The following is a 24,949-nucleotide window of genomic DNA, read 5'->3' as shown; positions in this document are numbered from 1 at the left end:
CGCTTAAATCTCAAGCCCGTAAATATTTGGTTCGGGAACGAGGATCACCCCAAACTCGGTCTGCACCATACTCACAATGTAGCGAGCCAGCTCCGCCACATCCGCGGCAGAAGCCCCGCCGCGGTTGGTGATCGCGAGCGTGTGAAAATCACTCACCGCCGCGCCCGACCCCGGCAACCGGAACCCGCGGCGCACTCCGGCATGCTCAATCAGCCAGGCGGCAGACAGCTTCACCTGCGGCTCCTGCCGCGGTTCCGTCCAGGCGGCACCCGCATCTGCGCCCGCCACACCGCCGGGCGCCGCGGCGCCGTAGTCAGCATCAGCGCCAGAATCCGCAGCGCCGCCAAAGCCCGCAGCGTCAGCACCGCCGAAACCCTGCAATCGCAGTTCCTCGCCGGCGGCAAGCTCCTCAAAAGTTGTCACCAGGTCACTCTCCCGCTGCTGCTGCATCGCAAAGCGCGGGGCATCAGCAGGCAGGGTGCGCGCGAATTTTTCAGTCACGATAGGGTTTGTGAAGAAGGATCCGCAAGACCAGCTATTGTGATCCGCCTCATTCAAAACCATCCCCTTGCGTGCCCGCACCTGCAACACCGCCCGGCGCACAGCCGTAAGCGGCACTGTCGCGCCGAGTCGCACCTCAAGCGCCTTTGCCAGCTGCGGGAAAACCACTGGCTGACTCTGCGGCTCCGGCTGCGCACTGTTGTCTTGCAGCACCAAATCAAGGCTCAAAATCACAGCTTCGTAGCCCTGTTTCAGAATAGAATCGCGGTAGCTGAGGTGCAAATCGGCGGCCGCAATCTCGCGCACCTGCCCCCAGTCGCGGTCGTACCAGGTAACACTGTCGAGCACCTGCGCCACCTCACCGCCGTAGGCGCCAATGTTCTGCACCGGCGCGGCCCCGGCAAGCCCCGGGATGCCAGAGAGCATCTCGATACCCGCATACCCCTGCTGCACACTCCACGCAACCAGTTCGTCCCAGTCATGCCCAGCCTGCACTCTCACCCGCACTTTGCCGGCGGGCAGCGTCACATCGGGCACAACCTCAATTCCGGTGTTACGCACTAGCAACACTGTGCCGGGGTAACCCGCGTCACTCACCAGGGTGTTGGATCCGCCGCCTAAAAGCAGCCAGTCTTCACCACTGTCCCACAGCGCAGCGGCGTGCTCCGCCAGCTCGGCTGCGGTCTCAGCCACGAGCAGCCGCTCGAAGCCGCCGCCGACACGCATCGTGGTGAGTTCCGCGAGAGAGGTGACATCCGCCAACTCGGCGCCGGTTTTTGCGGCACTGTCTACTCGCGGGGTTTCATCGGCGGCAAACTCTGGTGGTGCGGGGGCAAGGGGAGCCTCGGCGGTGCTATCCAACGCGGGGCCCGCGCTCGGCAAATCTGCCGGATACTTGGTCGGCTCCGGCCGCGATGCGAAAAACCGGGCGAAGAACCCGCCAGAGTTATTTGTGTGCCCCGTCATTATGCTGCTTCCGGCCGGAACTGCACCAGCATTTGGGCTTTAGCGAGCACGGTTTTTTCGGCGTACACCACGTTGAGGTTGAGCTGCGCGGTGCGCTGCTCCGGGTCGAGCGCGGCAACCGTAGCGGTCACTGTCACCTCTGCTCCGGTGTGCGGATCCACCACCACAGGGCGCGTAAATCGCGCCTGGGTATCTAACACGAATCCCGCCCCGCCAAGCCACTCAACAACCGGGCTGGTGGCGGCACCAAGAGTCAGCATGCCATGTGCTAAGACCCCTTCAAGGCCAACGCTCGCGGCAATATCGTCGCGGTAGTGAATGGGGTTAAAATCTCCTGAGGCTCCCGCGTAGCGCACTAGACTGTCGCGAGTGAAGGTGTAGCTCGTGGTTGCCACCACATCACCGACCGCGAGCGCATTAAAGTCTGGAGTGTGCATGCTACTCTCCTCTCACAACCAGTGTCGAAATTGCGGTTACGACGTGCTCTCCGGCGGCATCGGTGATGTAACTGCTGGCGGTCACCATCGAATTGCCACCGAGCTGCTTCACCGCGGTCACGGTCATCACCGCGGTAAGCTCATCGCCGGCAACAATCGGGCGAGTGTAGGTAAAACGCTGGTCTCCGTGCACCACGCGTGAAAAGTCTACGCCTGCTTCGGGGTCAGCCAGGAGCTGCGCCAGGGTTGCTTCCTGCACGACCACGGGGAAGGTTGGCGGGGCTACCAAGTCAACATAGCCCGCCTGCTGCGCAGCTGCGACACTGTGATGCACGGCCGCGGTGCTCTGCACCGCACGCGCAAACTCCCGAATTTTTTCACGCCCAACTAGATAGGGCGTTGTGGGCTCGTAACTGCGCCCGGCAATCTCTGCATTCACCATGTTTAGATTTTAATGCAAAGAGGTGGCTACGAGGCATAGAAACCTCTGTTGCTACCCATAATATTCAACTCAGCGGAACAGTGTTGGCAGATTTTAGCCACCAGATACCCACAGTTGCATATCCTGCGGTTACTTTTCCTTTCACAGGAACCACTGCTGACAAAATCTGTCCGTCATCTGCAACAAGTACAATCGATTCCGGCAACGCTGCCAAGTAGCGTATTTCGTGTTCGCTCTGTTTGCCTTGCAACGCAAATAGTCGCTCGTCTAACGCAGCATCAATTTCAGCGCTGTTCGTGAGGTTTGAAATGTTTACGTAACCGTCTGCGGCGGCTTCGGTGTTATCTAGCGGATGTGCTACAGGGGGGGCAAAAGTCACGGCTATAAACAAAGCTGCAACCGTTGCAAGCAGTTTCTTTAACATAGCGCAATAATCCTTTCGGCACCAGCGATTCCGTTATGCAACAGTTTATGTAAACCATACGGCGTGGTCAAGACCTCTTCCGCTAGACTTAACTTATGTCTCGGATTCGTAAAGTGCTTATTGCAAACCGCGGTGAAATTGCGGTTCGTATCATTCGCGCCGCTCACGACAGCGGTATCGCTTCGGTTGCTGTTTACGCTGACCAAGATCGTGACGCGCTGCACGCCAAACTGGCTGATGAAGCATACGCCCTAGAGGGTAGCACCAGTGCCGAGACTTATTTGGTGACACAAAAAATTCTTGACATTGCGCGACGGTCAGGCGCTGATGCGGTGCACCCGGGTTACGGTTTCTTGGCAGAAAACGCTGATTTTGCGCAGGCAGTGCTTGATGCTGGTTTGATTTGGATCGGCCCGTCGCCGGCTGCGATTAACCAGCTCGGCGATAAAGTGTCGGCCCGCCACGTCGCTGAGAAGGTGGGTGCCCCGCTGGCTGCGGGCACCAGCGACCCGGTTGCGGACGCTGATGAAGTTTTGGCTTTCGCTGACGAGGTGGGGCTGCCAATCGCTATTAAAGCGGCTTTCGGCGGCGGCGGGCGCGGCCTGAAAGTGGCTTACAAGCGAGAAGAGGTGGCGGAACTGTTTGAGTCTGCCACCCGCGAAGCAATCGCGGCTTTCGGGCGCGGTGAATGCTTCGTTGAAAAGTATCTTGAGAAGCCACGACACGTGGAGACGCAGTGCCTCGCGGACCAGCACGGCAACGTGGTTGTGGTTTCAACCCGTGACTGCTCTTTGCAGCGCCGCCACCAGAAACTTGTTGAAGAAGCTCCGGCGCCTTTCCTGACCGATGAGCAAATGCGGAGACTCTACGAGTCTTCAAAAGCGATTCTGAAAGAGGTCGGCTACGTTGGGGCGGGCACCTGCGAGTTTTTGGTGGCTCGCGATGGCACGGTGTCGTTCCTTGAGGTTAACACCCGGTTGCAGGTGGAGCACCCGGTTACTGAGGAGGTCACCGGCATTGACCTGGTGCGGGAGCAGTTCCGTATCGCCGAGGGTGGCGTCATCGACTATCCTGATCCGGTTACTCGCGGGCACTCTTTTGAATTCCGGCTTAACGGCGAAGACCCCGGCATGAACTTCCTGCCTGCTCCGGGGCGGATCACGCACTTCCGCCCGGCTTCCGGCCCGGGCGTGCGGGTTGATACCGGCGTTACCACCGGTGATGAAGTCTCCGGTGCTTTTGACTCTATGCTCGGCAAGCTGATTGTGACCGGCGCTACCCGTGAAGAAGCTCTGGAACGCAGCCGCCGCGCCCTCGCGGAGTTTGAGATTGCGGGGCTGCCGACGGTGCTGCCGTTCCACCGTGCGGTGGTTAATGAGCCGGCGTTTACCGCGGCAGACGGTAATTTTGGGGTTTACACCCTGTGGATTGAAAACGAGTTTAACAACACCATTGAGCCGTGGGAGGGTGAACAGCAGGAGCTGCACTCTGCTCAGCAACGGCAAACTGTGGTGGTTGAGGTTGAAGGTCGCCGCGTAGAGGTTGTAATGCCTGCGAGCCTGGTGGCTCTGGCAGATCAGGCGGTAACTCGTGGCCCTGCCCCGAAGCGTAAAGTTGGCGCAGCATTGGGCGCGGCCAGCGGTAACGATGTGGTGGCACCAATGCAGGCCACCGTGGTGAAAATCCCGGTTACCGAGGGTCAGCACGTCGCGAAGGGCGAGCTGGTTGCGGTGCTGGAGGCGATGAAGATGGAGCAGTCTATCTTTGCGCCGCACGATGGCGTAATCGCGAACATTGATGCGCCGGTGGGGCAAACCGTTGCGAACGGTCACCTGCTGCTGCAGATTCTCCCGGAGGAAGAAGCCTAAAAGCTGTGCGGCGTAAAACGTTACGTCGCACAGCAAAATAAAGCGGGAGGTGCCACCCTGGCCCCTCCCGCTTTTGCTACGCCGCGCCGCTTTTGCACGCTTCTTTTCATGTCACGGTGTGCGCGGTGTCCGCCGCGCCACACCGCTTCATCTAGCGCCGCGCGCTTCGCGCTGGGTCTGCCGCCTAAGCCTGCAGGTCTAGTTTTTCGTGCATCAGGTGCTGCGAGATCCACACCCCAGCAATTGCCAACAGCGGTGACAGTATCAGCAATAACACCGGCATGGTGGTGCTAGCCTCCTCCAACGCCTGAGTGTTACCGGTGAAAGCCCAGGTGAACTGGTCAATCAGGGTGCCGGAGGTGCTGAATCTACCAGTCGCGTAATTGTAAACCGGAGACACCAGATACAGCCCTAAACTTACAATCTGCACCGCCACGGTGTAAACAAAGTAGACGATTACCGGCCCCACAAAGCCGAGCCGCCCGATGCGCCCGTTGCCGCCAATAATAATTAGCGCCAGCGTGGTAGCAACGCTGAAAGCCGGGTAAACCAGCAGCAGCAACCCGAAGAAACCAGTCATAGCGGAAAGCTGCTTGATTTCGGCCGCGCCAAACACCTCTGCGGACAGCTGCGCCCATAAGTTACTGAACACTGTCACGCTAAGCAGCAGCCCCACCACAACCGCAAGCACTATCACAGCATACTGCACGAGGGTGATGTAAAGCAGCTTCGCGAAGTACAGTTGCCGCCCAGAAACTGGGATACTGTGCGTCCAGGTCGCATTTTTACTGCCGAAAGTGGTGAAGTAAAAATCGATGTAGAGGTACAGCTGCACCGCGAGCAGGTAGAGTGTTGCAGTGGCCAAAAGTGCCAGCACCGCCATCACCGGCATCAGGAAGCTTAACAGCAGTGACAGCAGCGCTGCGAGCACCGCAGCCCCGGTGATAATTAACAGTAAAAACCGGGTGCGAATAAAGTCATGCTTAAGAATTTTGCCGAACATTATGCGTACACCTCCTTAAAATACTCGTTCAGTGATTTTCCGGTGCGGGCACGAATCGCCTCCGCACTGTCATAAACCAACACTGCCCCGTGACGCATCAAGATCACATCGTCAAGCAGCGGCTCAATTTCATTGATTAAGTGGGTTGCAATCAGCAACGTTGCGTCAGGGCCGATAGCGCTGATGATGGTGCGTAGGATTGTCTCGCGGGCGAGCGGATCCACCCCACTAATTGGTTCATCAAGCAGGTAAACTTTGGCAGCGCGCGACATTGCCAGGGCAACCTGCACTTTTTCACACTGCCCCTTGGAGAGGGTACTGACCTTCACGTTCGGGTCAATTTCGAAGCGCTGCAGCATTTGCCGGCACAGTGCCTCGTCGAAGTCGGCGAAAAAATCACTGTAGTAAGCCAACAGGCTCTCAATCTGCTGCGACTGCCTAAAGTTTGGGTGGTCAGGCAGATAGCTGAGCTGTGCCTTGGTCGCGGCCCCGGGCAGCTCACCGTTAATTTTTACTATTCCTCCGCTCGGGTGCACAAACCCCGCCAGAGTTTTAAGCAGCGTGGTTTTACCGCAGCCGTTCTCGCCGAACAGCCCGACCACGCGCCCCGGATTGATATTAAGAGTAATATCGCGCAGCGCAAATCTTTGCCCATACTGCTTCGTGAGGTTAGTGATTTCAATCATCGCGATTCCACCTCTCTGTGAAAATTGTTTCTGCTTCTTGCTTAGTGACACCGGCCTGTTTCAGCTTGGTTACCGCGGCAGCCAAGATTTCCTGCGCGGTGCTGGTACGCAGCGCGGCGATGCGTTCTTGCGGCATCACCACAGTGCGGCCGCTGGTGCGCTCTGCACGGGTGTCGCCCAATCGATCTAACTCTGACAAAGCCCGCTGCACGGTGTTGGGATTAACCTGATAGATTAGCGCCAGGTCGCGTGTTGACGGAATCTTTGAGCCGCTCGGCCATTTCCCGGTAATAATCAAATACCGAAACTCAGTAACCAGCTGCTGCCAGATTGGTTGCGCATTATCAAACTCCATTGCCACCCTCCCTTCTGTATCATTGTATTAGTTACTTAATACAATGATACTTTGAAAGTGTGGTTCACGCAAGCGCGGACCCGCAGAGTCCAGAAAAACGCAGCGGGCCGCCAATCCGAAGATTAGCGACCCGCTGTGGTTAAGAAATAACCGGCTTTAGAAATCCATTCCAGCGGTTGGATCAGCGGCCGGCGCACCAGCCGGCTCTGGCTTCTCAGCCACAACAGCCTCGGTGGTCAGGAACAGGCCAGCGATAGAAGCCGCATTCTGCAGCGCTGAGCGGGTAACCTTAGCTGGGTCAAGAATGCCCTGCTCTACCAGGTTGCCGTACTCACCGGTTGCTGCGTTCAGACCGAAGCCTGGCTCCAGCTGTGATACGCGATCCACAACCACACCTGGCTCCAGGCCAGCGTTCAGCGCAATCTGACGCAGTGGCGCCTCAATCGCAGCTTTCACGATACGCGCACCAACAGCCTCGTCACCCTCAAGCGCCAGCTCACCAAACACGGTAGCGCCGGCCTGAATCAGCGCCACACCGCCGCCTGGCAGCACGCCCTCTTCAACCGCAGCTTTCGCGTTGCGGATAGCGTCTTCAATGCGGTGCTTGCGTTCTTTCAGCTCCACCTCAGTAGCAGCGCCAGCCTTGATAACAGCCACGCCGCCGGCGAGCTTCGCCAGGCGCTCCTGCAACTTCTCACGGTCGTAGTCGCTGTCGGTGTTTTCAATCTCGCGGCGGATCTGCGCGACGCGACCAGCAATAGCCTCTTCGTCGCCGCCACCCTGCACGATGGTGGTCTCATCTTTGGTGATGATAACCTTGCGTGCGGTGCCGAGCATGTCAAGGGTTGCGTTCTCCAGCTTCAGGCCAACCTCTTCAGAGATTACCTGGCCGCCGGTGAGGATAGCGATATCCTGCAGCATCGCCTTGCGACGATCACCGAAGCCCGGAGCCTTAACCGCAGCAGACTTGAAGATGCCGCGAATCTTGTTCAACACCAGAGTCGCGAGCGCTTCGCCCTCAACGTCTTCAGCAATCAGCACCAGCTGCTTGCCTGACTGCATAACCTGCTCGACAACCTGCACCAGGTCTTTAATGTTTGACACCTTGCTGTTTACAATCAGCAGGTATGGATCTTCGAAAACAACTTCCTGGCGATCCGCATCAGTCACGAAGTACGCTGACAGGTAACCCTTGTCAAAGCGCATACCCTCGGTGAGCTCCAGCTCGGTGCCGAAGGTGTTTGACTCTTCAACGGTTACAACGCCCTCTTTGCCAACCTTTTCGATTGCCTGCGCAATCAGGCCGCCAATCTCCGGGTCAGCAGCTGAGATAGAAGCGGTTGCCGCAATCTCTTCGGTGGTCTCAATCTCTTTAGCGTTGTTCAAAAGCTGGGCGCTAACAGCAGCAACTGCCTTTTCAATGCCGCGCTTGATAGCGATTGGATCGCTGCCAGCAGCAACGTTACGCAGACCCTCGCGCACCAGTGCCTGTGCCAACACGGTAGCGGTGGTGGTACCGTCACCGGCAACATCATCAGTCTTCTTCGCTACCTCTTTAACCAGCTCAGCGCCGATCTTCTCGTATGGATCGTCAAGCTCAATCTCTTTTGCGATTGACACACCGTCGTTAGTGATAGTAGGTGCGCCCCATTTTTTCTCCAGCACTACGTTGCGACCGCGTGGCCCGAGAGTAACCTTAACCGCGTCAGCGAGGATATTCAGACCGCGCTCCAGACCGCGGCGTGCTTCCTCATCAAAAGCAATCATCTTTGCCATTTATTTGTGCCTTTCATTCAGGTCAGAATCTTGTGTGGCGTGAAGCGAAGAAACGTTACACCACAGCATTAACTCAATTTTGACACCATCAGGCTGAGAACGCAAACAATTTGAGTGAAGTCGGCTCAAGTTTCGCTATGCGCGAATTTTATGGCACTTACTGTACCGCGCGATCCGCACCCACCTCAACGACCAAATCAGTACCGTAGTCAGCATAAGACAGATCAAAGCGCGACTCCACCCCGCCCAGCACCCGGGCCAGCGCAGCAGCATTAGCGGCCTGCTCCTGGTTACTGTAAATCACCGCGGTCACCGCCACATCCTGCGTCCTGGCATTACCCACAAAGGTCACCGCACCCCAGGCATTGGCGGTAATTTCTTCCCCAACGCCGCCAGCAAGCCCAGCTGTTAGAGTGCCATTAAGCACCGTAACCGTGGCCTCCGGGTTTACAGCCGGCTCAGGCTCAGGCTCCGGCTCAGGCTCCGCGGCGGTTTGCGCCCCCGCATCAGCAGCACCAGCCTGCGCAGCGGTTTGCTCCTGCTGCACCATGTCTTTAGCGCTCGAAAACACCGTGCTGTCAGCGCCCACGCGCATCAACCACAGCACCCCGGCAAGCGTGCACAGCAGAGTCAATGAGAAAACCAGCAGCGCCCAGCGACCAAAATGCCGCTGCCTGGGATCCGCCCGATGCGCACCAATTCGCGAGCCGCGCTTCCCGCCAACCGCAACCGCATCGAAACGATCACTCGGGAAATTCTGTTTTTGGCTCATCCGCTGTTACTCCTCACCTCGCCTATTCTAGCGAGTCAGGAGCATAAAAAGCGCGCGCCAAACCATCAAGCACAGCCGGCACCCGCGGCGCACCCACAAACAACCCAGTATCAGCAACTGACACCACACGCTGCTTCTTACCCGCTTCAGTCAGCGCAGTAGCCGGATGCACCGTCAACATCCCCTCCACGCCGCCGACGCTCTCCAAGCCTTTCTCCATTACCAGCAGAGTGTCGGGGTTAGCCTCAATCAAAGCCTCGTCATTCATCGGCCGCTGCCCCACCCAGTTAATCTCAGCCGCAACATCAGTCACGCCAAGAGATTTAAACAGGGTATCGATCCCGCTGCCCTCACCAAAGAGGTAAAACACTCCCTCGCCACGCATGTAAAGGAAAGCCACCCGCGGGCGGGTAGTAACATTCTGCAACCACGCAGTGATCTCCTGCTCCTTGGCTGCAATATCGTGACGCAGTTTCGCAATCAATTCAGGGGCTTTATCGCCGACACCCAAAAGATCGGCAATCTGCTGTGCCTGCACGTAGCTTGACTCATAGTCAGCCGCGTTTTCAACATAGACCACGGTCACCCCAGCATCGGCAAACTGATCCACCACATCAGTAGGACCAATCGTGCCGTCGGTAATCACCAGAGTCGGGTTGAGCGCCAACACGCTCTCAGCATCAACGCTGTGCCCGTTACGGGTCACAACCGGCACATCCTCCAGCTCCGGCACCACAGTTGAGACATCGCGGCCCACAATATTGTCGCCAAAACCAAAGGTGTAAACATAATCACCCACGGAGCCACCCAATGACAACGGCACGATCCGTGAGACATCTCGCACCTCGACCTGCTGATCACCCCCCAGCGTGTGGCTGGTCACGGTAACCGGCAGCTGTGGCTGCGGATTCTGCAAAAACGCCTCAATACGGGACTCCGGGAGTTTCACAACGGTTGGGCCGCTGTGGCTAACCGGATCCGCCAACGGAGTAACCTCGCTCAGCGGCGGCAATACGACGCTTTCCTGTGTCACGTGCTCGGAGCCAGCAGTGGCACAACCGGCCAGCAGCAACAGCGCAGCCGCGCCCACAGTAAATTTTCGTAACGAGCGTAAGGCTCCCACCCGCATCAGGCACCTCCGGAATAGTTTCAGATGAATTTCACCAATTAGTTAGCGTACCCTAAGATAGAACTGATTGGAATAGCAGCACCCAGCATCCTCGCCCTGCAGGTGGGCTGCTCACTCTAAAATTTCGACAGAAAGTCAGCATGAACAGCTCCACGCAGGCAAAACCTCGCACAGTGCGCGCCACACTGCTGTCGCTGCTACTGCTCGTACTGCTCGCGGCGGCAATGGTGGCTTCGGCGATGACCGGGCAGCTGCACATTAGCCCCGCCGAGGTTTTCGGTGCACTGTTTCACAATCTCGGCGCCACCTGGCTGCCACTGCCGGAGCACCCTGCAGGCTATGAAACCCTGTGGAGTGTGCGGTTTCCGCGACTTGTAATGGCCGCGTTGGTCGGCGGCGCACTGGCGCTATCTGGGCTTTTAATGCAGGCAATTTTCGGCAACCCCCTCGCGGAGCCCGGTATCGTTGGTGTTTCCAGCGGCGCGGCACTCGGAGCAGGTGCCTGCATTGTGCTCGGCTTCACCTTCCTCGGCAGCTGGACCATTACCCTCTTCGCTTTCACCGCGGGCTTGCTCGCAACACTGCTGGTTTACGTGATGAGCCGCTCCGGGGGCAAAACTGAGGTTGTCACACTGGTTTTGACAGGGATCGCGGTAAACGCGGTATGCGGTGCCGGTATCGCGTTTCTGACATATCTCGGTGACACCGCGAGCCGCGAGCAGCTGGTGTTTTGGCAGCTCGGCAGCATCGCCGGCAGCCGCTGGAACCAGATTGGTATCGCGCTGCCGATTCTTGCGGCTGCTCTCTGCTGCGTCTTTTTCATCGCTAAAAAGCTTGACCTGCTGTCGCTCGGCGAGCGCAACGCACGGCACCTCGGCGTCAATGTGGAGGCACTGCGCATTGTCGCAATTGTGCTGGTGGCACTGGTTGTTGGCGTGGCGGTTGCCTTCACCGGCATTATTGGCTTCGTGGGGCTCGTGGTGCCGCATCTGATGCGCATGATTCTCGGTCCGGCGCATCTACCGCTGGTTATCACGAGCACCATCGGCGGCGCCCTGCTGCTAACCCTGGCAGATTTAGCGGCGCGCACCCTGGTGCCGCTCACAGATTTGCCAATCGGCATGCTCACGAGTCTGCTCGGCGGCCCGTTCTTCTTCTGGCTGCTACGACGCACCCGGAAGCACGCAGGAGGGTGGGGATAAATGTCTGCTGCGACGATTATTCCGGAACCGCTGGTTCCCGGCGAAACCGTGTGCGTGGCACGCGATGTGTGCGTGGCTGTGGAAGACAAACAGTTGCTTAAAAACGTCAACCTAACCCTGCATGCCGGCGAGGTGCTCGCGCTGCTGGGCCCCAACGGGGCTGGTAAATCAACTCTGCTTTCTGCAATCTCAGGAGAAACCAAACTCACCGGTGGTAGTGTACACTTCCTCGGGAAAGAGCTGAAATCGTGGAGCCTAAAACAGCTCGCCCGGCGCCGCAGCGTGCTGCTGCAGGAGCATCAGCTGCTATTTCCGTTCAAAGCCGCGCAGGTCGTTGAAATGGGACGTGCGCCGTGGCAGCGCACCCCTGCTGATCGCGACGATGAAGAAATTATTGCAGAGTCAATGCAGCTCGCCGACGTTACGCATTTGGCGGATCGACGGGTGCCGTCTCTCTCAGGCGGTGAGCGTGCCCGCGTCAGCTTCGCCCGCACCCTCGCAACTCGCACCAATGTTGTGATGCTTGACGAGCCCACCGCAGCGCTAGATTTGAAGCATCAGGAAGCGGTGCTGGAAACTATGCGAGATTTGGCTGCGCGCGGAAACGCGGTTTTGGTGGTGCTGCACGACCTCAACCTTGCGGCGGCCTACGCTGACACCATCGCACTGTTGAAGCAAGGCGAAATTGCCGCTTGCGGCACCCCACGGGAGATTCTCACCTCGCAACGCATCAGTGAAATCTATGAAACTCCCGTTGAGGTTATCCGCCACCCGAAGACCGGACAACCTCTCGTGCTGCCGCTGCGAGATTTTTAATCCCAAAAACGTTTTGCCGCTTACGGTCAGCGGTCACGGTAAAAATCAGGGAGGTGCACAAGACGCTGTGCCCTCCCCGATTTTACAATTACGCTAGCTTACAAAATGCCCACTCTAGAGTTCGGTATCGTTCCGCTGCTCGCGCTTACGCCGTGCCATCACAGCCCACACAGTGCCGCCCACTACCAGCAGGCCACCTGCAGTCAGTGCGATCGGCAGCACCGGCACCTGTGACCCAGTTGCAGCTGGCTCCTGCTTCACCGCCACTGCTTCTGGCTCTGCCTGAGCAGTTTCTGCGCTCTCTGCTGTCGTTTGCGGCGCTGCAACCTCTTCTCCGAACGCTGCGCCGGCGCAACCCGCTGCGCTGGTAACGCTAAAGGTCACCGGATCAAGCTCTGCGCCTGCCTCATAGAAATCACCAAAAGCAGCAACTCCAGCTTCAGCCAAAACAGCTGGGGCTGCCGTGATAGTAATGGTATTTGCGTCATAGGTAACGTTACCCGCCAGGTTAATGTCAGCAACGGTGACCTGGCTCTCGTCAACAGCGAGCTCTCCTGAGGTGTCGTTGGAGCGCATATCCAGTTTCAGGGTTGCGCTCTGGTTGTCTTTAATTACCAGGGTAGGATTTGACATAGTGAGGTCAAGCAACCCGTTGTGGCCAGTAAAGAGCAGCTTACCACCGAATTTCACCTCTGCTCCGGTAGTTGCCGCAGCACTACCCGCCCCGTTGGTGAAGTTAAAATTTGGAGTTTCGTAGGTTGCACCGTCGAGCGCTTCCCAAGAACCGTGTGCGATACCGCCTGAGATGTAAGAGCGGAAGCTCTCTTTCACACCCCAGGTCAGAGTGCCTCCTGTCAGTTCGCAGCTTGCTGCAGTTGTGTTGGCCGCAACCGGCGCCGCCACAGCGCTACCGGCACCCAAACTCAAAGATGCTGCCGCAATAGGAAGCATCGCAAAAGCTGTTAGCTTGCGAGTTACAGACATATAATCCTCCTGGATTTAGCAGATTTGACTAAGGTATACCTTACCATTTTGCGCTGAAACTTACCAGGCAGAGAATCCCGAACAGGAGCTAAAATAAAGGTCATAGACAAAACTGAAAGAGAGACAACCATGACCGCAGCATACGAGGTTTCACACACCCCCGACGAGTGGCGCGAAAAGCTCACTCCTGAGCAGTATCACGTGCTACGCGAAGCTGGCACCGAGCGCCCAGGCACAGGTGAGCTGCTACATGAAGAGCGTGACGGCCTCTACCGCTGCGCCGCGTGCAAAGCTGAGCTGTTTCAGAGCGGAACTAAATTCGATTCGGGCTGCGGCTGGCCAAGCTTCTACCAGGTGGTCCGCCCAGAGGCAGTACAGCTGCTTGATGACGACTCTCTCGGCCACATGCGCACCGAAGTGCGCTGCGCAGCTTGTGGATCCCACCTCGGCCATGTTTTCCCAGACGGCTTTGGCACCCCAACCGGTGACCGCTACTGCATGAACTCGGTTGCGCTTGATTTCGAGGCCGGAGCCGCTGCCAACAACCCGGCACCGGCAACCACCAAATCGGTGTTTGAGCAATAACAAGCAGTGCGGCCCGCACTCGAGCGAGCGGTAACGTCTACACCCTGCTGAGGGGCAACGCGCTATGTCGCTGAAATCCCGCCACTATCCGGCGTAAGCAGCGGACGCTTGCACTTCAACGTTCGCTGCTTACGCCAGAGTATCCGCCGCTTCCGGTTTAGCCGGGGCCGTTACAGCAGTTCTTCGTGCTTCTCTCGCAGCGCCCTCACCGCGGCATCTAAGCTGGGGTCATCACCACGGGCCAAACCCGCGTACTGCAGGGTCATTACCCCTGGCGCGAGAACTGCTTTCACCCACAGTCGGCGGCGGGGCACAAACAGCGAAGCGATAAGCCCGCCAAAGGCCAGCATTGAAGATACCAAAACTCCCACTGCGGTGGGATCATCCATAATTTCAAAAGCGGCGTAGCGTGGCACTGCTTTCAAAGTGATTGTGCCCATGCCCTCCGGGAGCTCTACGGTCTGCCCCAGCCCAATCTGCAGTGACGCCACATCTATCTGGCGGCCGGTAAGCTGCTGCATCTGCGAGGTATCTAGCGCGTAAACTGACTGCGGAATCCCAGAGTTAATGCCGAGATCACCGGCGTACACATCAAGTGTCAGCAGCGGATTTTCAAGATCTGGGTAGTTAGAGGTAAAGGCCCCAGACTCGGTGTCGGCTTTCGTTGGGTAGAAAAATCCACGCAGCCCCACCTGGGTACCTTGTCCGTCAAGCTCTAGCCCGTGAGGTAGTTTCACCACACCGAGGGATGTGAGGTTAGTGTCTTGCGGAATAAACAGCGTCGGCTCGTCAAAAACCACTTCGCCAGCACTGTTGCGCACTTCAAGGTGCGGCGCGTAACCGTTTGCAACCAGGTACAGCGGCAACCCGGCGGTGCGCAGCGGGTGATTCACTTTGATGACATCCTCATGCGAGGTGCCGTCTGCCGCAATCACGGTAACCTTCGCCCGATAGTCTTCGACGCGGCCAATATCCGCGGTTTTAGTGGTGTCTTCCGGGGTTAAATAGTCAACCTCGAAAGCGTCAAGTCGCACCCGGAATGGGTCGAGGCTGGCGGGATCAAAGAACCGCCCAGTGGTTACCGAGTCATAATCAATTAGCGAGTTCACCAGTACTTCGCCCTCATAGAGCGCCTTTTGCCCGTTGAGTTTATAGCCGGAGCCCAGCGCCACTGTCACCAGCACCCCCACCAAACCGATGTGAAACAGTAGGTTACCGGTTTCCCGCAGGTATCCCCGCTCGGCAGACACAGACACTTCCGTGCCGCTTCGGGTTGTTGTCTCCCGCACCACGGTACGATACCGCTGCCCTTTTAAAAGCCCAGCTGCCGCAGCAATTACGCTGTGCGCGGTCTGCAGTTGCTCAGCCGCCTCCGCATCTGGGTTTTCATACCGTTTCTCGGTGAAGCCAACCATGCGATTAAGCCGTGCCGGGGTGCGTGGTGGATCTTGCCGCAGCGCTTTATAGTGCTGCCCGATCCGCGGCACAATACACGCTACCAGCGACACAAAAAGCAGCAAATAAATGGCAGAGAACCACACTGAGGAATAGACGTCAAACGCCTGAATCGGGAAGGCGTCAAGCACTTTAAAGAGTTCCGGGTTGTCGGCTTTAAACTGCTCCACTCCGTTAGGGTCGGCGATTCGCTGCGGCACCAACGACCCCGGAATTGCAGCCACCGCGAGCAGCAGCAACAGAATCAGCGCCACCCGCATGCTGCTGAGCTGTCGCCAGAACCAGCGCAGCAACCCCACCACACCGGTGCCGGTTTTTTCAAGCGGCGCCGCGGTCAGGGAACCATCTTCATAATCAGCTGGTCTGCGCAAGATTTTTCCTTATCTGGTGCTGAAATTATTCTAATTCTATGCCGATTCTAAGGCGGCAGCGAGCTACAGCGGCAGCGTCACGGTGCCGATCCACGCCTGCATCGCAAACATCAATTTGCTCCACAGCCCGGTGACCATCAACAGCCCGATAAGCAGCAGCAAAATACCGCCGGCAAGATTAACCTGACGCATATGGCGAATCACCCAGCGAGACACGTTCGCCATCCATCCGAGGCCCGCGGCTGCCAGCACAAAAGGCAGCCCCAAACCGATGCAGTAGGCGACCCCGAGCAGCGCCCCGCGCGCCGCGGTTGCCTCTTGTAGGCTGAGCGCAAAAATCACGCCCAGAGTGGGGCCGATGCAGGGTGTCCACCCGAGCGCAAAGGCAGCGCCCAAAATCGGGGCTCCAAGCAGCCCCGCAGCGGGTTTCGCCTGTACTTTCGCGGTTTGCTGCAGCGGTTTCAACACCCCGATAAACGCCAAACCGAGCACAATAATCACCACGCCCATCACCTGCGTAATAATTCGCTCGTGCGCCAACAGCCACGAACCGACAGTGCCGGCGAGCGTAAAAAACAACACAAAAACCACCGTGAAGCCCGCCACAAACAGCAGCGAACCTAAAATCAGCCGCGGGTCCAGCCGGCGCCTGCCACGCTTTGTGGCATCTCCTGTGACGGCAGCGGAGGCTGCGGTGGCGGATCCGCCAACATATGCAAGATAGCCCGGCACCAGGGGCAAAACGCACGGCGAAAAGAACGACACTGCGCCGGCCAAAATCGCCACCAGGCAAGCGAGCACGAGACTGCCGTTGGAAATCAGATCCTGCACTCTAGCAACCTTCCAATCTTGTAGCGCCTACTGATTAGCTGCTTCTTGCAGGGTTTCTTTCACCAGAGTTTCTAGCTGGGATTGACTTGCCAGCTGCCCCACCACGCGGTGCGCTACTCGCCCCTCACGGTCTAGCACCAGGGTTGTTGGCACCGCGTTCAAAGGCACCTGTCCGGCAAACGCAGCCTGCACCGAGCGGCCCCCCGCAGCATCCATAATTGACGGATACGGCACCCCAAACTCGGCTTCAAACTGCGCCGCCTGCGCCGCCTGATCACGGGTATTAACCCCTAAAAACTTCACGCCCTCAGCCTGCAGCGTAGCAACCGCGCCGTTAATATCCGGAGCCTCCGCGCGACACGGCGCGCAGCCAGCATACCAGAAGTTCACCACGGTAACACTGCCGCGAAAATCAGCGGCAGAAATGGTGTTTCCCGCGTCGTCTGCGCCGCTAAACTCTACCGGCTCGGTGCGCTCCGCAACAGGAATCGAGGTGGTTGCGCCATCTCCCACAACAAAACCAATATTTGCGCTGTTTGCGGCGGTGTCAGCAAGCGGCTCGCTGCTGCACCCGGCCAAAGCCAGCCCGGTCACCGTCAAAGTTGTTGCCACCAGCGGCATCATTTTTCGCACTTACACAGCCCCCACATCTTTGCTTCGTTCAATCAGAGCGGCTGCCGGACTGCTATAGCCAAGCTCCTGCCACTGCTCATCAATGCGCGTAAAAGTCGTGATGCTCGACAAATCACAGCGACGCCTTGCCGGATTGTGCACCAGCGGCAGCCCCGCAATTTTGCGGTGCGCCGCCCAAATCACCGCCTGGTGACTCACCATCACAATATCGCCCTCAACCTCGTCAAGCTCGGCAATGCTCCAGGCGTAATCCATAAAGTTTGTGATTCGCCGCGCGATGCGTGCATACGGCTCGCCCCAGCTCGGCAGCAGCGGATTCCACAGTTTCAGCCAGTGCTGCGGCTGCTTAAACGCCGAATCTGGGCCGTGGTTGCGCAGCCCCTCAAACTTGTTAGTCGGCTCCAACAGGCGCTGTTCGGTGTGGATCGGCAACTCAAATGCCTGCGCTAACGGCGCTGCAGATTGCTGTGCTCTGAGCAGCGGCGAAGCGTAAAGCTGCCCCACCAGGCGACCGCGATCAACCAGCTCAGCGGCTGCGAGGGCCGCCATTTTATGCCCGTTCTCACTGAGACCGAAGCCGGGCAGCCTGCCGTACAGCACCCCGTCAGGGTTAAAAACCTCGCCGTGCCGCACCAGGTGTATCTGTCGTGTTGTCTGTTCGCTCACGCCTTTAGTTTACGCTGGAGCGCTGAGAAGCGGCGCAAAGTGTCGCTCCCGGCAAATACCGCGCCGTGCACCAGCGACTACAGCTCCCTCGCAAAACTGATAACTGTGTCTACCTCGCTGCGCTCCCCGCTATCCCATATGCCGTCGCGCTCCGGGAACCGCTGCCATCCGAGCCGGTGATACAGCCGCTGCGCACCCTCCCAGGCGATATCTGTTTTCAACATAATCCGGCTAAAACCCTGTGCTTTTGCCGCCGCGGTAACGTGTTCGAGCAGCAGCTGCCCGATGCCCTCGCGCCGCGCCCGCGGGCTGGTTGCTAACAGCCTGAGGTCCATATCTCCCGCGGGAGTCTCCTCATAAACCGCGCGCTGCCCAAATTTGCGGCTCGAAATAGTGCCGATCACCTCGTCACTTGCGGCGCGGCACACTACCCAAATATCCAGCGGATAGGCGGCGCGTTTGGCGGCGGTGCGGTAAGCATCCCAGCTGGTGTCCATGTCGCCGTAATCGTTGCGGTATGCCGCATCAACCAGCTCATCCACCGCGGCATAGTCTGCCGGGGTTGCCAGTCGCACGTATTTATCTGCGGGGTTCACTTCTGTCACATTTTGAGTTTACCGAGTTTGGTGAGTTCGCCGTGCCGCGGCTGGGAGTTTTTATGCTGTGGTGGATCCGCCCGCCCGATTCCGCTGCCTGCCGGCACTGTTTTTACGCGATTTTCTGGGTGCCTCACCCTGGAATCGGATAGACTGAAAGAATGATTGAACGTGTGCTTATTTCTGAGTTAGCGGGGCGCGAAGACGGCCCTGTTTCTGTGTCTGGTTGGGTTGAAAAGGTGCGCGACCAGCGTTACGTGCAGTTCGTAGTGCTGCGTGACGAGTCTGGCCAGGCGGTGCAGCTGGTTAATGGCGGCGTAGTGCGCGAACTTGACCCGAATTCTGAAGATCCGAAAGATCCGGCGCGCTTTGAGCGCACCACCGCGATTAGCGAGGTTGCGACCGGTAGCTTTGTGACAGTCAGCGGTGAGCTGCAGCACAACGAGCGGGTGAAGCTCGGCGGGGTGGAAATTCAGATTGACGAGTTTAACGTCATTACCAAGGCTGACCCTGACACTCCGGTGCAGCCTGACAGCGGTATTGATGTGCGGCTTGATTGGCGTTTTTTGGATCTGCGCCGCCCTGAGCAGGCGCTGATTTTTAAGGTGCAAACCACTTTCCTGCACGCCCTGCGGCAGGTGTGGATTGATCGCGGGTTTATTGAGGTGCAGACTCCGAAGCTGATGGCGAGTGCATCTGAGAGCCGGGCTGAGCTGTTTAGCCTAGAGTATTTTGACACCACCGCTTACCTGGCACAGAGCCCGCAGCTGTTTAAGCAGATGGCGCAGGCTGCTGGGTTTGGCGGCATTTTTGAGGTGGGGCCGGCGTTCCGCGCTGATCCTTCTTTCACCTCACGGCACGCAACCGAGTTCACCTCAATCGACTGCGAGTTTAGCTGGATCGACTCTCACGAGGATGTTATGCAGCTGCACGAGGAGCTGATTGTTGCCGGTTTCACCGCGGTGAAGGAGAAGCACGGCGCAGAGATTGAGAAGCTGTTCGGCATTACCGTTGAGGTGCCAAGCACCCCGTTCCCGCGGATTCCACTCGCTGAGGCGAAGGAGATTGTGAAGGAGCGCGGTTATGAGGTGCCGCGCGCTGACGCTGATATGGATCCTGAGGGCGAGCGGCAGATTCACGCCTATGTGAAGGAGAAGTACGGTCACGATTTCGTGTTCCTTACCGATTACGCAACCAGCATTCGCCCGTTCTATCACATGCGGCACGCTGACAACAACGAGCTGACTTGCAGCTATGACCTGATTTACCGCGGCACTGAGATTTCTACCGGCGCGCAGCGCGAGCACCGCATCGAGGTGTTAGAAGAGCAGGTGAAAGAGAAGGGGATGGATCCGGCTGAGCTGAAGTTCTATCTCGACTTCTTCCGGCACGGGGTACCGCCGCACGGCGGCTTCGGCATGGGTCTGGCGCGGGTACTGATGCTAATGCTGGAGCAGGCTTCTATCCGCGAGGTAACTTACCTGTTCCGCGGCCCAACACGCCTGTTGCCGTAGTGCAAGCCGTGCCATCATGGCACGCCTGCACAGCAGACTAAAGGCGGGGTCAGGTGCTTAAAAGCGCCCAGCCTCGCCTTTTTAGCTGTTGGGTGTGACCCGCTACCTAGATTCCTTGCAAGCCGATTGCGGCAAGCGGCAGCAGCATAATCAGCACTGCAATAAATAAGAGCCCCCACATTTCACGCCAGGCACTTAAAATCAGCAGCACTAAAGCCACCGGCCAGCTCCACCACCACACGGTGCTGGGCAGGATAGACCCGAGCAAAATCAGCACCAGCGCCGCTGCCAACAGCCCGTAGCACAGCGCCGTGATACGGGGACGAACTGAGTCATAGAACCAGTTTCTGCGTGTCGCTGAAGACATATCTCAGCACCTCCATTGTTACTTGAGAAATCTTACACACAAAATTAGCACTGCCTTTTTCAGATGTCAATGATTGTTAGATGCCGCACAGGAAGTCAACATATCCGCGCTGAGGTATTATTCTCAACAAAATCTAGTGAGCCAGCTTATGTTCGAAATACAGTTTGCGGGGCTTAAGATATCCAGATGATTAATTTTCAAACTATACTCAAACTATGCTCGAAGCAGCCAAAAACAACGCTATAAAAAAATTTCTGGTGGGGCTTAAGCACCAGATTTTGAGCAGCGTCAGCATCTCCGACCTCCTTGCGAGCACCCTTGGGTTATTTACTGGTTTTCTGCTAATGTCACCAAGGTTTCCGGCCGGCAGCTTTTTCTCAGCGTCACTTTCGATACTTTTACTGGCAAATATTCTGCACACAACTTTCTGGCTGGCACTGCTTAGGCTACGGCTCGCACCTAAAAAGTTTGCTCACTGGATGCTTAAATACAGGTTTATAACTCTGCCCCTGGTTGCGATGACTGAGTTATTAATCTTCACTTACCCTCAACCTTATGCATTGCTGGCAATTATTCCCTTTTTACTTAACGCCATTACCAGCATTCCGCTGCTACAAACCTGGATGCTGGTGTGGGGTTGCTGCACCCTGCTCCAGCAGCGCTCACAGGCAAACAAAATCAAATACTGAAAACCGGCAAAACAATCGAGAAAAGCAAAAACCCTGGCTGACCAGGGTTTTTCTTTTGCGCGCCCTAAGGGATTCGAACCCCTGGCCTTCTGATCCGTAGCAAAACTGTCACAGGTTAAAAACACCCCTAGAAAACACTACCCAAACCCGAAAAAACCCCGGAAATACGCGGTAAAACGCTTTGCACTATTGTGTTATATTTTAATCTATATTGCTCTAATTATGTGGCACGTTTGTGGCACAAGCACCATTTTTCAAAAATATGTGGCACGTTTGTGGCACAAAAAAAGGGGTGGAAATGGCACAAAAAAGAACCGGACGTGGCACCGGTTTCGGAAGCGTCCGAAAACTCAAATCAGGCAAATATCAAGCCCGTTACACACACCCAGAAGACCCCTCTAGGCGTATCAGCGCTGGAACTTACACAACAGTACGTGAAGCCCGCGACACCATAGCAAAAATACAACTAGAAATAAGCTCCGGCACATGGCAAGACCCGGCAGAAGCCAAAACACTAGAAGCTCAAACCCTCGCAGCGCTCGCCACTGAGATAATCACCACAGGCACAAACCGCTACGGGGAACCCCTAGCAATTCGCACCCGCAACACACTACTCGGATACTGGCGCAAAGGCCTTAAACAATTCGCAGACCTCACCCCCGACCAACTTACCCCCACCGACGTTAGGCGCTGGCACATCGAGCGCGCCGCAACCGCAGCTACCGCAGCAGGACACGAAGCCCAACACCTCAGAAGCATATACGCCCAACTAATCGAGGAATACGGCTACACCCTCAAAAACCCCGTGCCCGTAAACATCACCCGCAGCAAAACCGGAAAACAATACCAAACAATCACAAACGAACAATTCCGGCACCTCATCGAGCACTTTAACCAGCTCGCACCCCAACTCACACTAATGCCACTACTCGCAGCCCTCACAGGCCTTAGAGCAAGCGAAATACGAGGACTGCAGCGTCGCAACCTAATAAAAACCGGCGACCGCTACCAAATCGAAATTAACCATCAAGCAATATACGACAGCGCCACCGGGCGCTACATCGTAGACGCCAGGACCAAAACCCACGGCAGCACCCGCACCGTAACCGCCCCCACACAACTAACCCAACACATAACCCGACACCTAGACACCTACACCGCTAAACACCCAACCGCCTTCCTGTTCGCCCCACAGCCACGCAGCAACGGCAAACCAAACGCCCAACCCGTAGTAAGCGAAAAAACATTCAATCGCCACTGGCACAAAGCCCTACTGTTAGCAGGCATAGACCACCTAGAAAACGAACACGGCGAACCCGTGCCCTACAACCCCGAAGACTACACAGGCGGCCGCACAAAAGGCGGAAAAGCCAAAACCGCACCAAAACTAAAACAAATACACAACTTCAGATTCCATGACCTACGCGCCCTATACGTCACCACAATGGCAGAAAGCGGCGCCACCGCAGCCGAAACAATGGCACAAACCGGACACACCAACGCCGAAACACACCACGCCTATATGCGCAACCGCAACCACAGAGCCGCCACGCTCGCAGACACGACCGCGGCCACACTGTTAGAAGGCTAGAGCGCCCCTCATTTACGGTTGCATTTTCGGAAACAGGTGCCCGCTCACCGGGTAGCTGACCAGAGCAAAGCCCCGCGCCCGTGCCCGATGGTTTGTAACGTTTATTAAGTGTTACACATCAACCATTTTTAGAGCCCGATAGCTACCCGCTTACCGGGTAGCAAAAGGGGGCAAAATCACGCCCACCCAGACTCCTAAAACCTGTGGAAAACTCGCTGTTAGCTACCCGCTCACCGGGTAGCAAAAAAGCCGATAGCTACCCGCTCAGCGTGTCATAGCTACCCGCTCAGCGTGTCATAGCTACCCGCTCACCGTGTCATAGCTACCCGCTCACCGTGTCATAGCTACCCGCTCACCGGGTAGCAGTATTTTAAAGAAATAAAGAAAATAAATAAATAAATAAAAATATACTTTTACGCGCGCGCGTACGCGCGAGGGCTCAGCCTGTGGAAAACTTGCCGCACTGGCGGCCTGTTCCACCGCCCACCGCCGGGGCTCGGAAAGGACGACCACGGACGGCCGGGAACAGGCGGAAAATTACCAGCCGCCCGTGGCCGCCCTTCCAGAGCCAAAACACACCGCCCCGCGCTGGACGTTGGAACAGGTTAAAACACTCAACACGGCAAGCCTTCACACAGGCTGAGCCCTCGCGGTACCCGGAAACGCGTCTAGCCGCCCGCCTGGCGCACGAAAACCCCACCCAGGGTGGTAGTACATATCTCCACCCAAAAAAGCGCGTTAGAAACGCTGCTAGAACATTTTTACGAAAAGGCACCTAAAAATACCCTCCGGCGCGTTAAACCACCTCACACGCTTTAGGCAATCCTCAAACAGAGATAAAGCACACCACACTGCAGCAATGAAACGCCGCCCCGACCAGGTAAAATAGACAAGCCCACCCCACCCTGATAGGTTTACTTTTGTCGGCTTAAGAAACCGCAAACACTACAGCGACACCGCGCCCGGCTAACAGGGCGCACCGGTTTAACAGCCGGGGGGAGCTGCATACATACAACAGCGCTACGGCGTGAAAATGTGGCTGGCGCAGTAGTGTGCGTTTTCTTAACCCCCCGGCGTTTTTTATACCCCTAAAGCCCGTAAGAAAGGCAGGACACTACGATGACAAACCCAACCCCAAAACCAAACCACAGCGCCACCGGGCTCGCAACCGCCGCAGCAATCCAAACCGGCGCAGCTCTTCAAGCCGCAGCCCGCAAAGCGCAGAACATCGGCAAAACCCTAAACATACCCCACCCCAAAGCATACAGACACCCTGAACTCTGCTCACGCCTAGTAACCGGCTGCACCCTCGCACATGACCCCGAAAACCCAGACACCGAAGTACACGAAATCAGAACATTCGATGACCTCCATAACATGATTGACTACCTAATCACGATTGAGGACGAAACCGGCGAAATCATCGAAATCGCAGACAAATTCAGCGGCAGCCGCTACTGCGACTTTATGGAAGACGAACCCGAACGGCTTGAAGACGCCCGCCGCGGCCTAATCGATGACGCCGCCAGCGCTCTAGCACTCGCCAACCTCATAGCCACGCACCAGCGCAGTGGCAAATACGTCACAATCCAGCAAATAACCGGCATAAACACAGTTGAAGACGCACGCCAATACGCGAAAGCCACAGCGCTCGCAGACGCTAACGTACGCGCCGCTATCGTCCGTCACCTCACCGACGCAATAGACGCCCTCGACAACCTCTACGACTTACGAGACCGCACGGCAGAAAAACAGCCCAGTGGGGACACTGCAGAAACCACGCCAGCAGATACGGCGAAGAAATAACACCACACCGGACAGGGTGCGACACGCCGGAGCCACACGCCCCACCCGCTGAGTTTTCAACAACCCAAAACACGCAAGCTCAGTGGGTAGGGACACTGTGGAAAACCAAACCAACCCGCACGCCCAATGCATGCCAATGCATGCCAATGCATTTCAATGCAATCCAAAATATAGAACAAAAATACTACAAAATAACCCTGGCGCCTGTGGATAACTCACAACCAAAACCAGCCAAAACAGGCGCAAAATAAACCAAATTCCACAACCCAAAGCCAAATAACAAGAAAAAAACCAATCGTGAACCTGATAGACCTGTAAACGTACAAACATACGAAACCCACACAAACGAGAAAGGTCACACCATGAAAACCCAACCCCCAAGCGGCACACCCGCCCCAGCCGCGCCAGCCGCTCGCACCCGCCGCATGTACACCGTGCAAGAAACCGCCGACATGCTCGGACTCAGCGCCCCACACGTCCGCCG

Annotated in this window: 25 protein-coding genes; 8 read left to right on the top strand and 17 right to left on the bottom strand. The window is 57.0% G+C overall.

What is annotated here, in order from left to right; all coding sequences use genetic code 11:
- Nucleotides 1–3: 3 nt before the first annotated feature.
- The 4 genes from F5897_RS05535 to F5897_RS05520 all read right to left on the bottom strand — a co-directional run bounded on the left by F5897_RS05535 (nucleotide 4) and on the right by F5897_RS05520 (nucleotide 2,770).
- The gene (locus tag F5897_RS05535) at nucleotides 4–1,467 is read right to left on the bottom strand and encodes a UDP-N-acetylmuramate dehydrogenase (RefSeq protein ID WP_183304792.1); all 1,464 of its coding nucleotides are present in this window, start codon (nucleotides 1,465–1,467) and stop codon (nucleotides 4–6) included.
- Nucleotides 1,467–1,904 (bottom strand): MaoC/PaaZ C-terminal domain-containing protein, encoded by a 438-nt coding sequence (locus F5897_RS05530; protein ID WP_183304791.1) that lies wholly within the window; start codon nucleotides 1,902–1,904, stop codon nucleotides 1,467–1,469. Before F5897_RS05530 ends, F5897_RS05535 begins: the two co-directional genes overlap by 1 nt.
- Nucleotide 1,905: 1 nt before the next feature.
- Nucleotides 1,906–2,346 (bottom strand): FAS1-like dehydratase domain-containing protein, encoded by a 441-nt coding sequence (locus tag F5897_RS05525; RefSeq protein ID WP_183304790.1) that lies wholly within the window; start codon nucleotides 2,344–2,346, stop codon nucleotides 1,906–1,908.
- A 64-nt stretch (nucleotides 2,347–2,410) separates the two neighbouring features.
- The gene (locus tag F5897_RS05520) at nucleotides 2,411–2,770 is read right to left on the bottom strand and encodes a hypothetical protein (protein ID WP_183304789.1); all 360 of its coding nucleotides are present in this window, start codon (nucleotides 2,768–2,770) and stop codon (nucleotides 2,411–2,413) included.
- 95 nt (nucleotides 2,771–2,865) lie between these two features.
- Between F5897_RS05520 and F5897_RS05515 the strand changes: the two genes are divergently transcribed.
- On the top strand, nucleotides 2,866–4,638 hold the full coding sequence (locus F5897_RS05515; protein WP_183304788.1) for an acetyl/propionyl/methylcrotonyl-CoA carboxylase subunit alpha: 1,773 nt from the start codon (nucleotides 2,866–2,868) through the stop codon (nucleotides 4,636–4,638).
- Between the two features lie 184 nt (nucleotides 4,639–4,822).
- On the opposite strand, the gene F5897_RS05510 is transcribed toward F5897_RS05515, so the two are convergent.
- The 6 genes from F5897_RS05510 to F5897_RS05485 all read right to left on the bottom strand — a co-directional run bounded on the left by F5897_RS05510 (nucleotide 4,823) and on the right by F5897_RS05485 (nucleotide 10,359).
- Nucleotides 4,823–5,641, bottom strand: a complete 819-nt coding sequence (locus F5897_RS05510) for a hypothetical protein (RefSeq protein ID WP_183304787.1) — start codon at nucleotides 5,639–5,641, stop codon at nucleotides 4,823–4,825.
- On the bottom strand, nucleotides 5,641–6,327 hold the full coding sequence (locus F5897_RS05505; protein WP_183304786.1) for an ABC transporter ATP-binding protein: 687 nt from the start codon (nucleotides 6,325–6,327) through the stop codon (nucleotides 5,641–5,643). Before F5897_RS05505 ends, F5897_RS05510 begins: the two co-directional genes overlap by 1 nt.
- On the bottom strand, nucleotides 6,320–6,682 hold the full coding sequence (locus tag F5897_RS05500) for a GntR family transcriptional regulator (RefSeq protein ID WP_124824922.1): 363 nt from the start codon (nucleotides 6,680–6,682) through the stop codon (nucleotides 6,320–6,322). The genes F5897_RS05505 and F5897_RS05500 overlap by 8 nt, the downstream gene beginning before the upstream one ends.
- Nucleotides 6,683–6,838: 156 nt before the next feature.
- Nucleotides 6,839–8,458, bottom strand: a complete 1,620-nt coding sequence (groL, locus tag F5897_RS05495) for a chaperonin GroEL (RefSeq protein ID WP_124824923.1) — start codon at nucleotides 8,456–8,458, stop codon at nucleotides 6,839–6,841.
- A gap of 157 nt (nucleotides 8,459–8,615) precedes the next feature.
- Nucleotides 8,616–9,230, bottom strand: a complete 615-nt coding sequence (locus F5897_RS05490; RefSeq protein ID WP_183304785.1) for a LytR C-terminal domain-containing protein — start codon at nucleotides 9,228–9,230, stop codon at nucleotides 8,616–8,618.
- Nucleotides 9,231–9,252: 22 nt separating this feature from the next.
- On the bottom strand, nucleotides 9,253–10,359 hold the full coding sequence (locus F5897_RS05485; RefSeq protein ID WP_183304784.1) for a heme/hemin ABC transporter substrate-binding protein: 1,107 nt from the start codon (nucleotides 10,357–10,359) through the stop codon (nucleotides 9,253–9,255).
- Nucleotides 10,360–10,499: 140 nt separating this feature from the next.
- Here F5897_RS05485 and F5897_RS05480 point away from each other — a divergent pair, with 140 nt between their 5' ends.
- Both F5897_RS05480 and F5897_RS05475 read left to right on the top strand, forming a co-directional pair.
- Nucleotides 10,500–11,561 (top strand): FecCD family ABC transporter permease, encoded by a 1,062-nt coding sequence (locus F5897_RS05480; RefSeq protein ID WP_183304783.1) that lies wholly within the window; start codon nucleotides 10,500–10,502, stop codon nucleotides 11,559–11,561.
- Entirely contained in the window at nucleotides 11,562–12,377 is an 816-nt protein-coding gene (locus F5897_RS05475; protein ID WP_183304782.1) for a heme ABC transporter ATP-binding protein, read from the top strand.
- A gap of 114 nt (nucleotides 12,378–12,491) precedes the next feature.
- Here F5897_RS05475 and F5897_RS05470 read toward each other — a convergent pair whose 3' ends face one another.
- Nucleotides 12,492–13,361, bottom strand: a complete 870-nt coding sequence (locus F5897_RS05470; protein WP_183304781.1) for an HtaA domain-containing protein — start codon at nucleotides 13,359–13,361, stop codon at nucleotides 12,492–12,494.
- A 129-nt stretch (nucleotides 13,362–13,490) separates the two neighbouring features.
- Here F5897_RS05470 and msrB point away from each other — a divergent pair, with 129 nt between their 5' ends.
- Nucleotides 13,491–13,946, top strand: coding sequence for a peptide-methionine (R)-S-oxide reductase MsrB (gene msrB, locus F5897_RS05465; protein ID WP_183304780.1), 456 nt, complete (start codon nucleotides 13,491–13,493; stop codon nucleotides 13,944–13,946).
- A gap of 170 nt (nucleotides 13,947–14,116) precedes the next feature.
- On the opposite strand, the gene resB is transcribed toward msrB, so the two are convergent.
- The 5 genes from resB to F5897_RS05440 all read right to left on the bottom strand — a co-directional run bounded on the left by resB (nucleotide 14,117) and on the right by F5897_RS05440 (nucleotide 18,507).
- The gene (resB, locus tag F5897_RS05460; RefSeq protein WP_183304779.1) at nucleotides 14,117–15,772 is read right to left on the bottom strand and encodes a cytochrome c biogenesis protein ResB; all 1,656 of its coding nucleotides are present in this window, start codon (nucleotides 15,770–15,772) and stop codon (nucleotides 14,117–14,119) included.
- Between the two features lie 63 nt (nucleotides 15,773–15,835).
- Entirely contained in the window at nucleotides 15,836–16,603 is a 768-nt protein-coding gene (locus F5897_RS05455) for a cytochrome c biogenesis protein CcdA (RefSeq protein WP_183304778.1), read from the bottom strand.
- A gap of 27 nt (nucleotides 16,604–16,630) precedes the next feature.
- Nucleotides 16,631–17,227, bottom strand: a complete 597-nt coding sequence (locus F5897_RS05450) for a TlpA family protein disulfide reductase (protein ID WP_183304821.1) — start codon at nucleotides 17,225–17,227, stop codon at nucleotides 16,631–16,633.
- A 9-nt stretch (nucleotides 17,228–17,236) separates the two neighbouring features.
- Nucleotides 17,237–17,902: a histidine phosphatase family protein gene (locus F5897_RS05445; RefSeq protein WP_124824931.1), complete on the bottom strand. Its 666-nt coding sequence runs from the start codon at nucleotides 17,900–17,902 to the stop codon at nucleotides 17,237–17,239.
- Nucleotides 17,903–17,979: 77 nt separating this feature from the next.
- Complete coding sequence (locus F5897_RS05440) at nucleotides 17,980–18,507, bottom strand: GNAT family N-acetyltransferase (protein ID WP_183304777.1); 528 nt, start codon at nucleotides 18,505–18,507, stop codon at nucleotides 17,980–17,982.
- Between the two features lie 152 nt (nucleotides 18,508–18,659).
- Here F5897_RS05440 and aspS point away from each other — a divergent pair, with 152 nt between their 5' ends.
- Nucleotides 18,660–20,012: an aspartate--tRNA(Asn) ligase gene (gene aspS / locus F5897_RS05435; protein WP_183304776.1), complete on the top strand. Its 1,353-nt coding sequence runs from the start codon at nucleotides 18,660–18,662 to the stop codon at nucleotides 20,010–20,012.
- Nucleotides 20,013–20,118: 106 nt separating this feature from the next.
- Here the strand turns inward: aspS and F5897_RS05430 are convergent, their stop codons facing one another.
- Nucleotides 20,119–20,379, bottom strand: coding sequence for a hypothetical protein (locus tag F5897_RS05430; RefSeq protein ID WP_183304775.1), 261 nt, complete (start codon nucleotides 20,377–20,379; stop codon nucleotides 20,119–20,121).
- Between the two features lie 215 nt (nucleotides 20,380–20,594).
- On the opposite strand from F5897_RS05430, the gene F5897_RS05425 reads away from it, so the two are divergent.
- The 3 genes from F5897_RS05425 (at nucleotide 20,595) to F5897_RS05415 (ending at nucleotide 24,465) form a co-directional block, all read left to right on the top strand.
- A complete protein-coding gene (locus tag F5897_RS05425) occupies nucleotides 20,595–21,068 on the top strand; it encodes a hypothetical protein (protein WP_183304774.1) in 474 nt (157 codons plus the stop codon).
- Between the two features lie 298 nt (nucleotides 21,069–21,366).
- Nucleotides 21,367–22,659: a tyrosine-type recombinase/integrase gene (locus tag F5897_RS05420; RefSeq protein ID WP_183304773.1), complete on the top strand. Its 1,293-nt coding sequence runs from the start codon at nucleotides 21,367–21,369 to the stop codon at nucleotides 22,657–22,659.
- A gap of 1,119 nt (nucleotides 22,660–23,778) precedes the next feature.
- Nucleotides 23,779–24,465 carry a hypothetical protein gene (locus tag F5897_RS05415; RefSeq protein ID WP_183304772.1) on the top strand — a complete coding sequence of 229 codons (687 nt, stop codon included), beginning with the start codon at nucleotides 23,779–23,781 and terminating at the stop codon, nucleotides 24,463–24,465.
- The last annotated feature ends 484 nt before the right edge of the window (nucleotides 24,466–24,949 follow it).

This window comes from Canibacter oris (assembly GCF_014197205.1).
Lineage (GTDB): Bacteria > Actinomycetota > Actinomycetes > Actinomycetales > Microbacteriaceae > Canibacter > Canibacter oris.
This window is presented reverse-complemented; position numbering and strand designations above follow the sequence as displayed.

Bases quoted from the DNA above. Each gene is read 5' to 3' on its own strand.
- F5897_RS05510 (WP_183304787.1), bottom strand. From the start codon at position 5,641: ATGTTCGGCAAAATTCTTAAGCATGACTTTATTCGCACCCGGTTTTTA.
- aspS (WP_183304776.1), top strand. From the start codon at position 18,660: ATGATTGAACGTGTGCTTATTTCTGAGTTAGCGGGGCGCGAAGACGGC.
- F5897_RS05505 (WP_183304786.1), bottom strand. From the start codon at position 6,327: ATGATTGAAATCACTAACCTCACGAAGCAGTATGGGCAAAGATTTGCG.
- F5897_RS05490 (WP_183304785.1), bottom strand. From the start codon at position 9,230: ATGAGCCAAAAACAGAATTTCCCGAGTGATCGTTTCGATGCGGTTGCG.
- msrB (WP_183304780.1), top strand. From the start codon at position 13,491: ATGACCGCAGCATACGAGGTTTCACACACCCCCGACGAGTGGCGCGAA.
- groL (WP_124824923.1), bottom strand. From the start codon at position 8,458: ATGGCAAAGATGATTGCTTTTGATGAGGAAGCACGCCGCGGTCTGGAG.
- F5897_RS05430 (WP_183304775.1), bottom strand. From the start codon at position 20,379: ATGTCTTCAGCGACACGCAGAAACTGGTTCTATGACTCAGTTCGTCCC.
- F5897_RS05535 (WP_183304792.1), bottom strand. From the start codon at position 1,467: ATGACGGGGCACACAAATAACTCTGGCGGGTTCTTCGCCCGGTTTTTC.
- F5897_RS05530 (WP_183304791.1), bottom strand. From the start codon at position 1,904: ATGCACACTCCAGACTTTAATGCGCTCGCGGTCGGTGATGTGGTGGCA.
- F5897_RS05420 (WP_183304773.1), top strand. From the start codon at position 21,367: ATGGCACAAAAAAGAACCGGACGTGGCACCGGTTTCGGAAGCGTCCGA.
- F5897_RS05425 (WP_183304774.1), top strand. From the start codon at position 20,595: ATGCTCGAAGCAGCCAAAAACAACGCTATAAAAAAATTTCTGGTGGGG.
- F5897_RS05480 (WP_183304783.1), top strand. From the start codon at position 10,500: ATGAACAGCTCCACGCAGGCAAAACCTCGCACAGTGCGCGCCACACTG.
- F5897_RS05450 (WP_183304821.1), bottom strand. From the start codon at position 17,227: ATGATGCCGCTGGTGGCAACAACTTTGACGGTGACCGGGCTGGCTTTG.
- F5897_RS05485 (WP_183304784.1), bottom strand. From the start codon at position 10,359: ATGCGGGTGGGAGCCTTACGCTCGTTACGAAAATTTACTGTGGGCGCG.
- F5897_RS05515 (WP_183304788.1), top strand. From the start codon at position 2,866: ATGTCTCGGATTCGTAAAGTGCTTATTGCAAACCGCGGTGAAATTGCG.
- F5897_RS05470 (WP_183304781.1), bottom strand. From the start codon at position 13,361: ATGTCTGTAACTCGCAAGCTAACAGCTTTTGCGATGCTTCCTATTGCG.
- F5897_RS05525 (WP_183304790.1), bottom strand. From the start codon at position 2,346: ATGGTGAATGCAGAGATTGCCGGGCGCAGTTACGAGCCCACAACGCCC.
- F5897_RS05475 (WP_183304782.1), top strand. From the start codon at position 11,562: ATGTCTGCTGCGACGATTATTCCGGAACCGCTGGTTCCCGGCGAAACC.
- F5897_RS05500 (WP_124824922.1), bottom strand. From the start codon at position 6,682: ATGGAGTTTGATAATGCGCAACCAATCTGGCAGCAGCTGGTTACTGAG.
- F5897_RS05520 (WP_183304789.1), bottom strand. From the start codon at position 2,770: ATGTTAAAGAAACTGCTTGCAACGGTTGCAGCTTTGTTTATAGCCGTG.
- F5897_RS05415 (WP_183304772.1), top strand. From the start codon at position 23,779: ATGACAAACCCAACCCCAAAACCAAACCACAGCGCCACCGGGCTCGCA.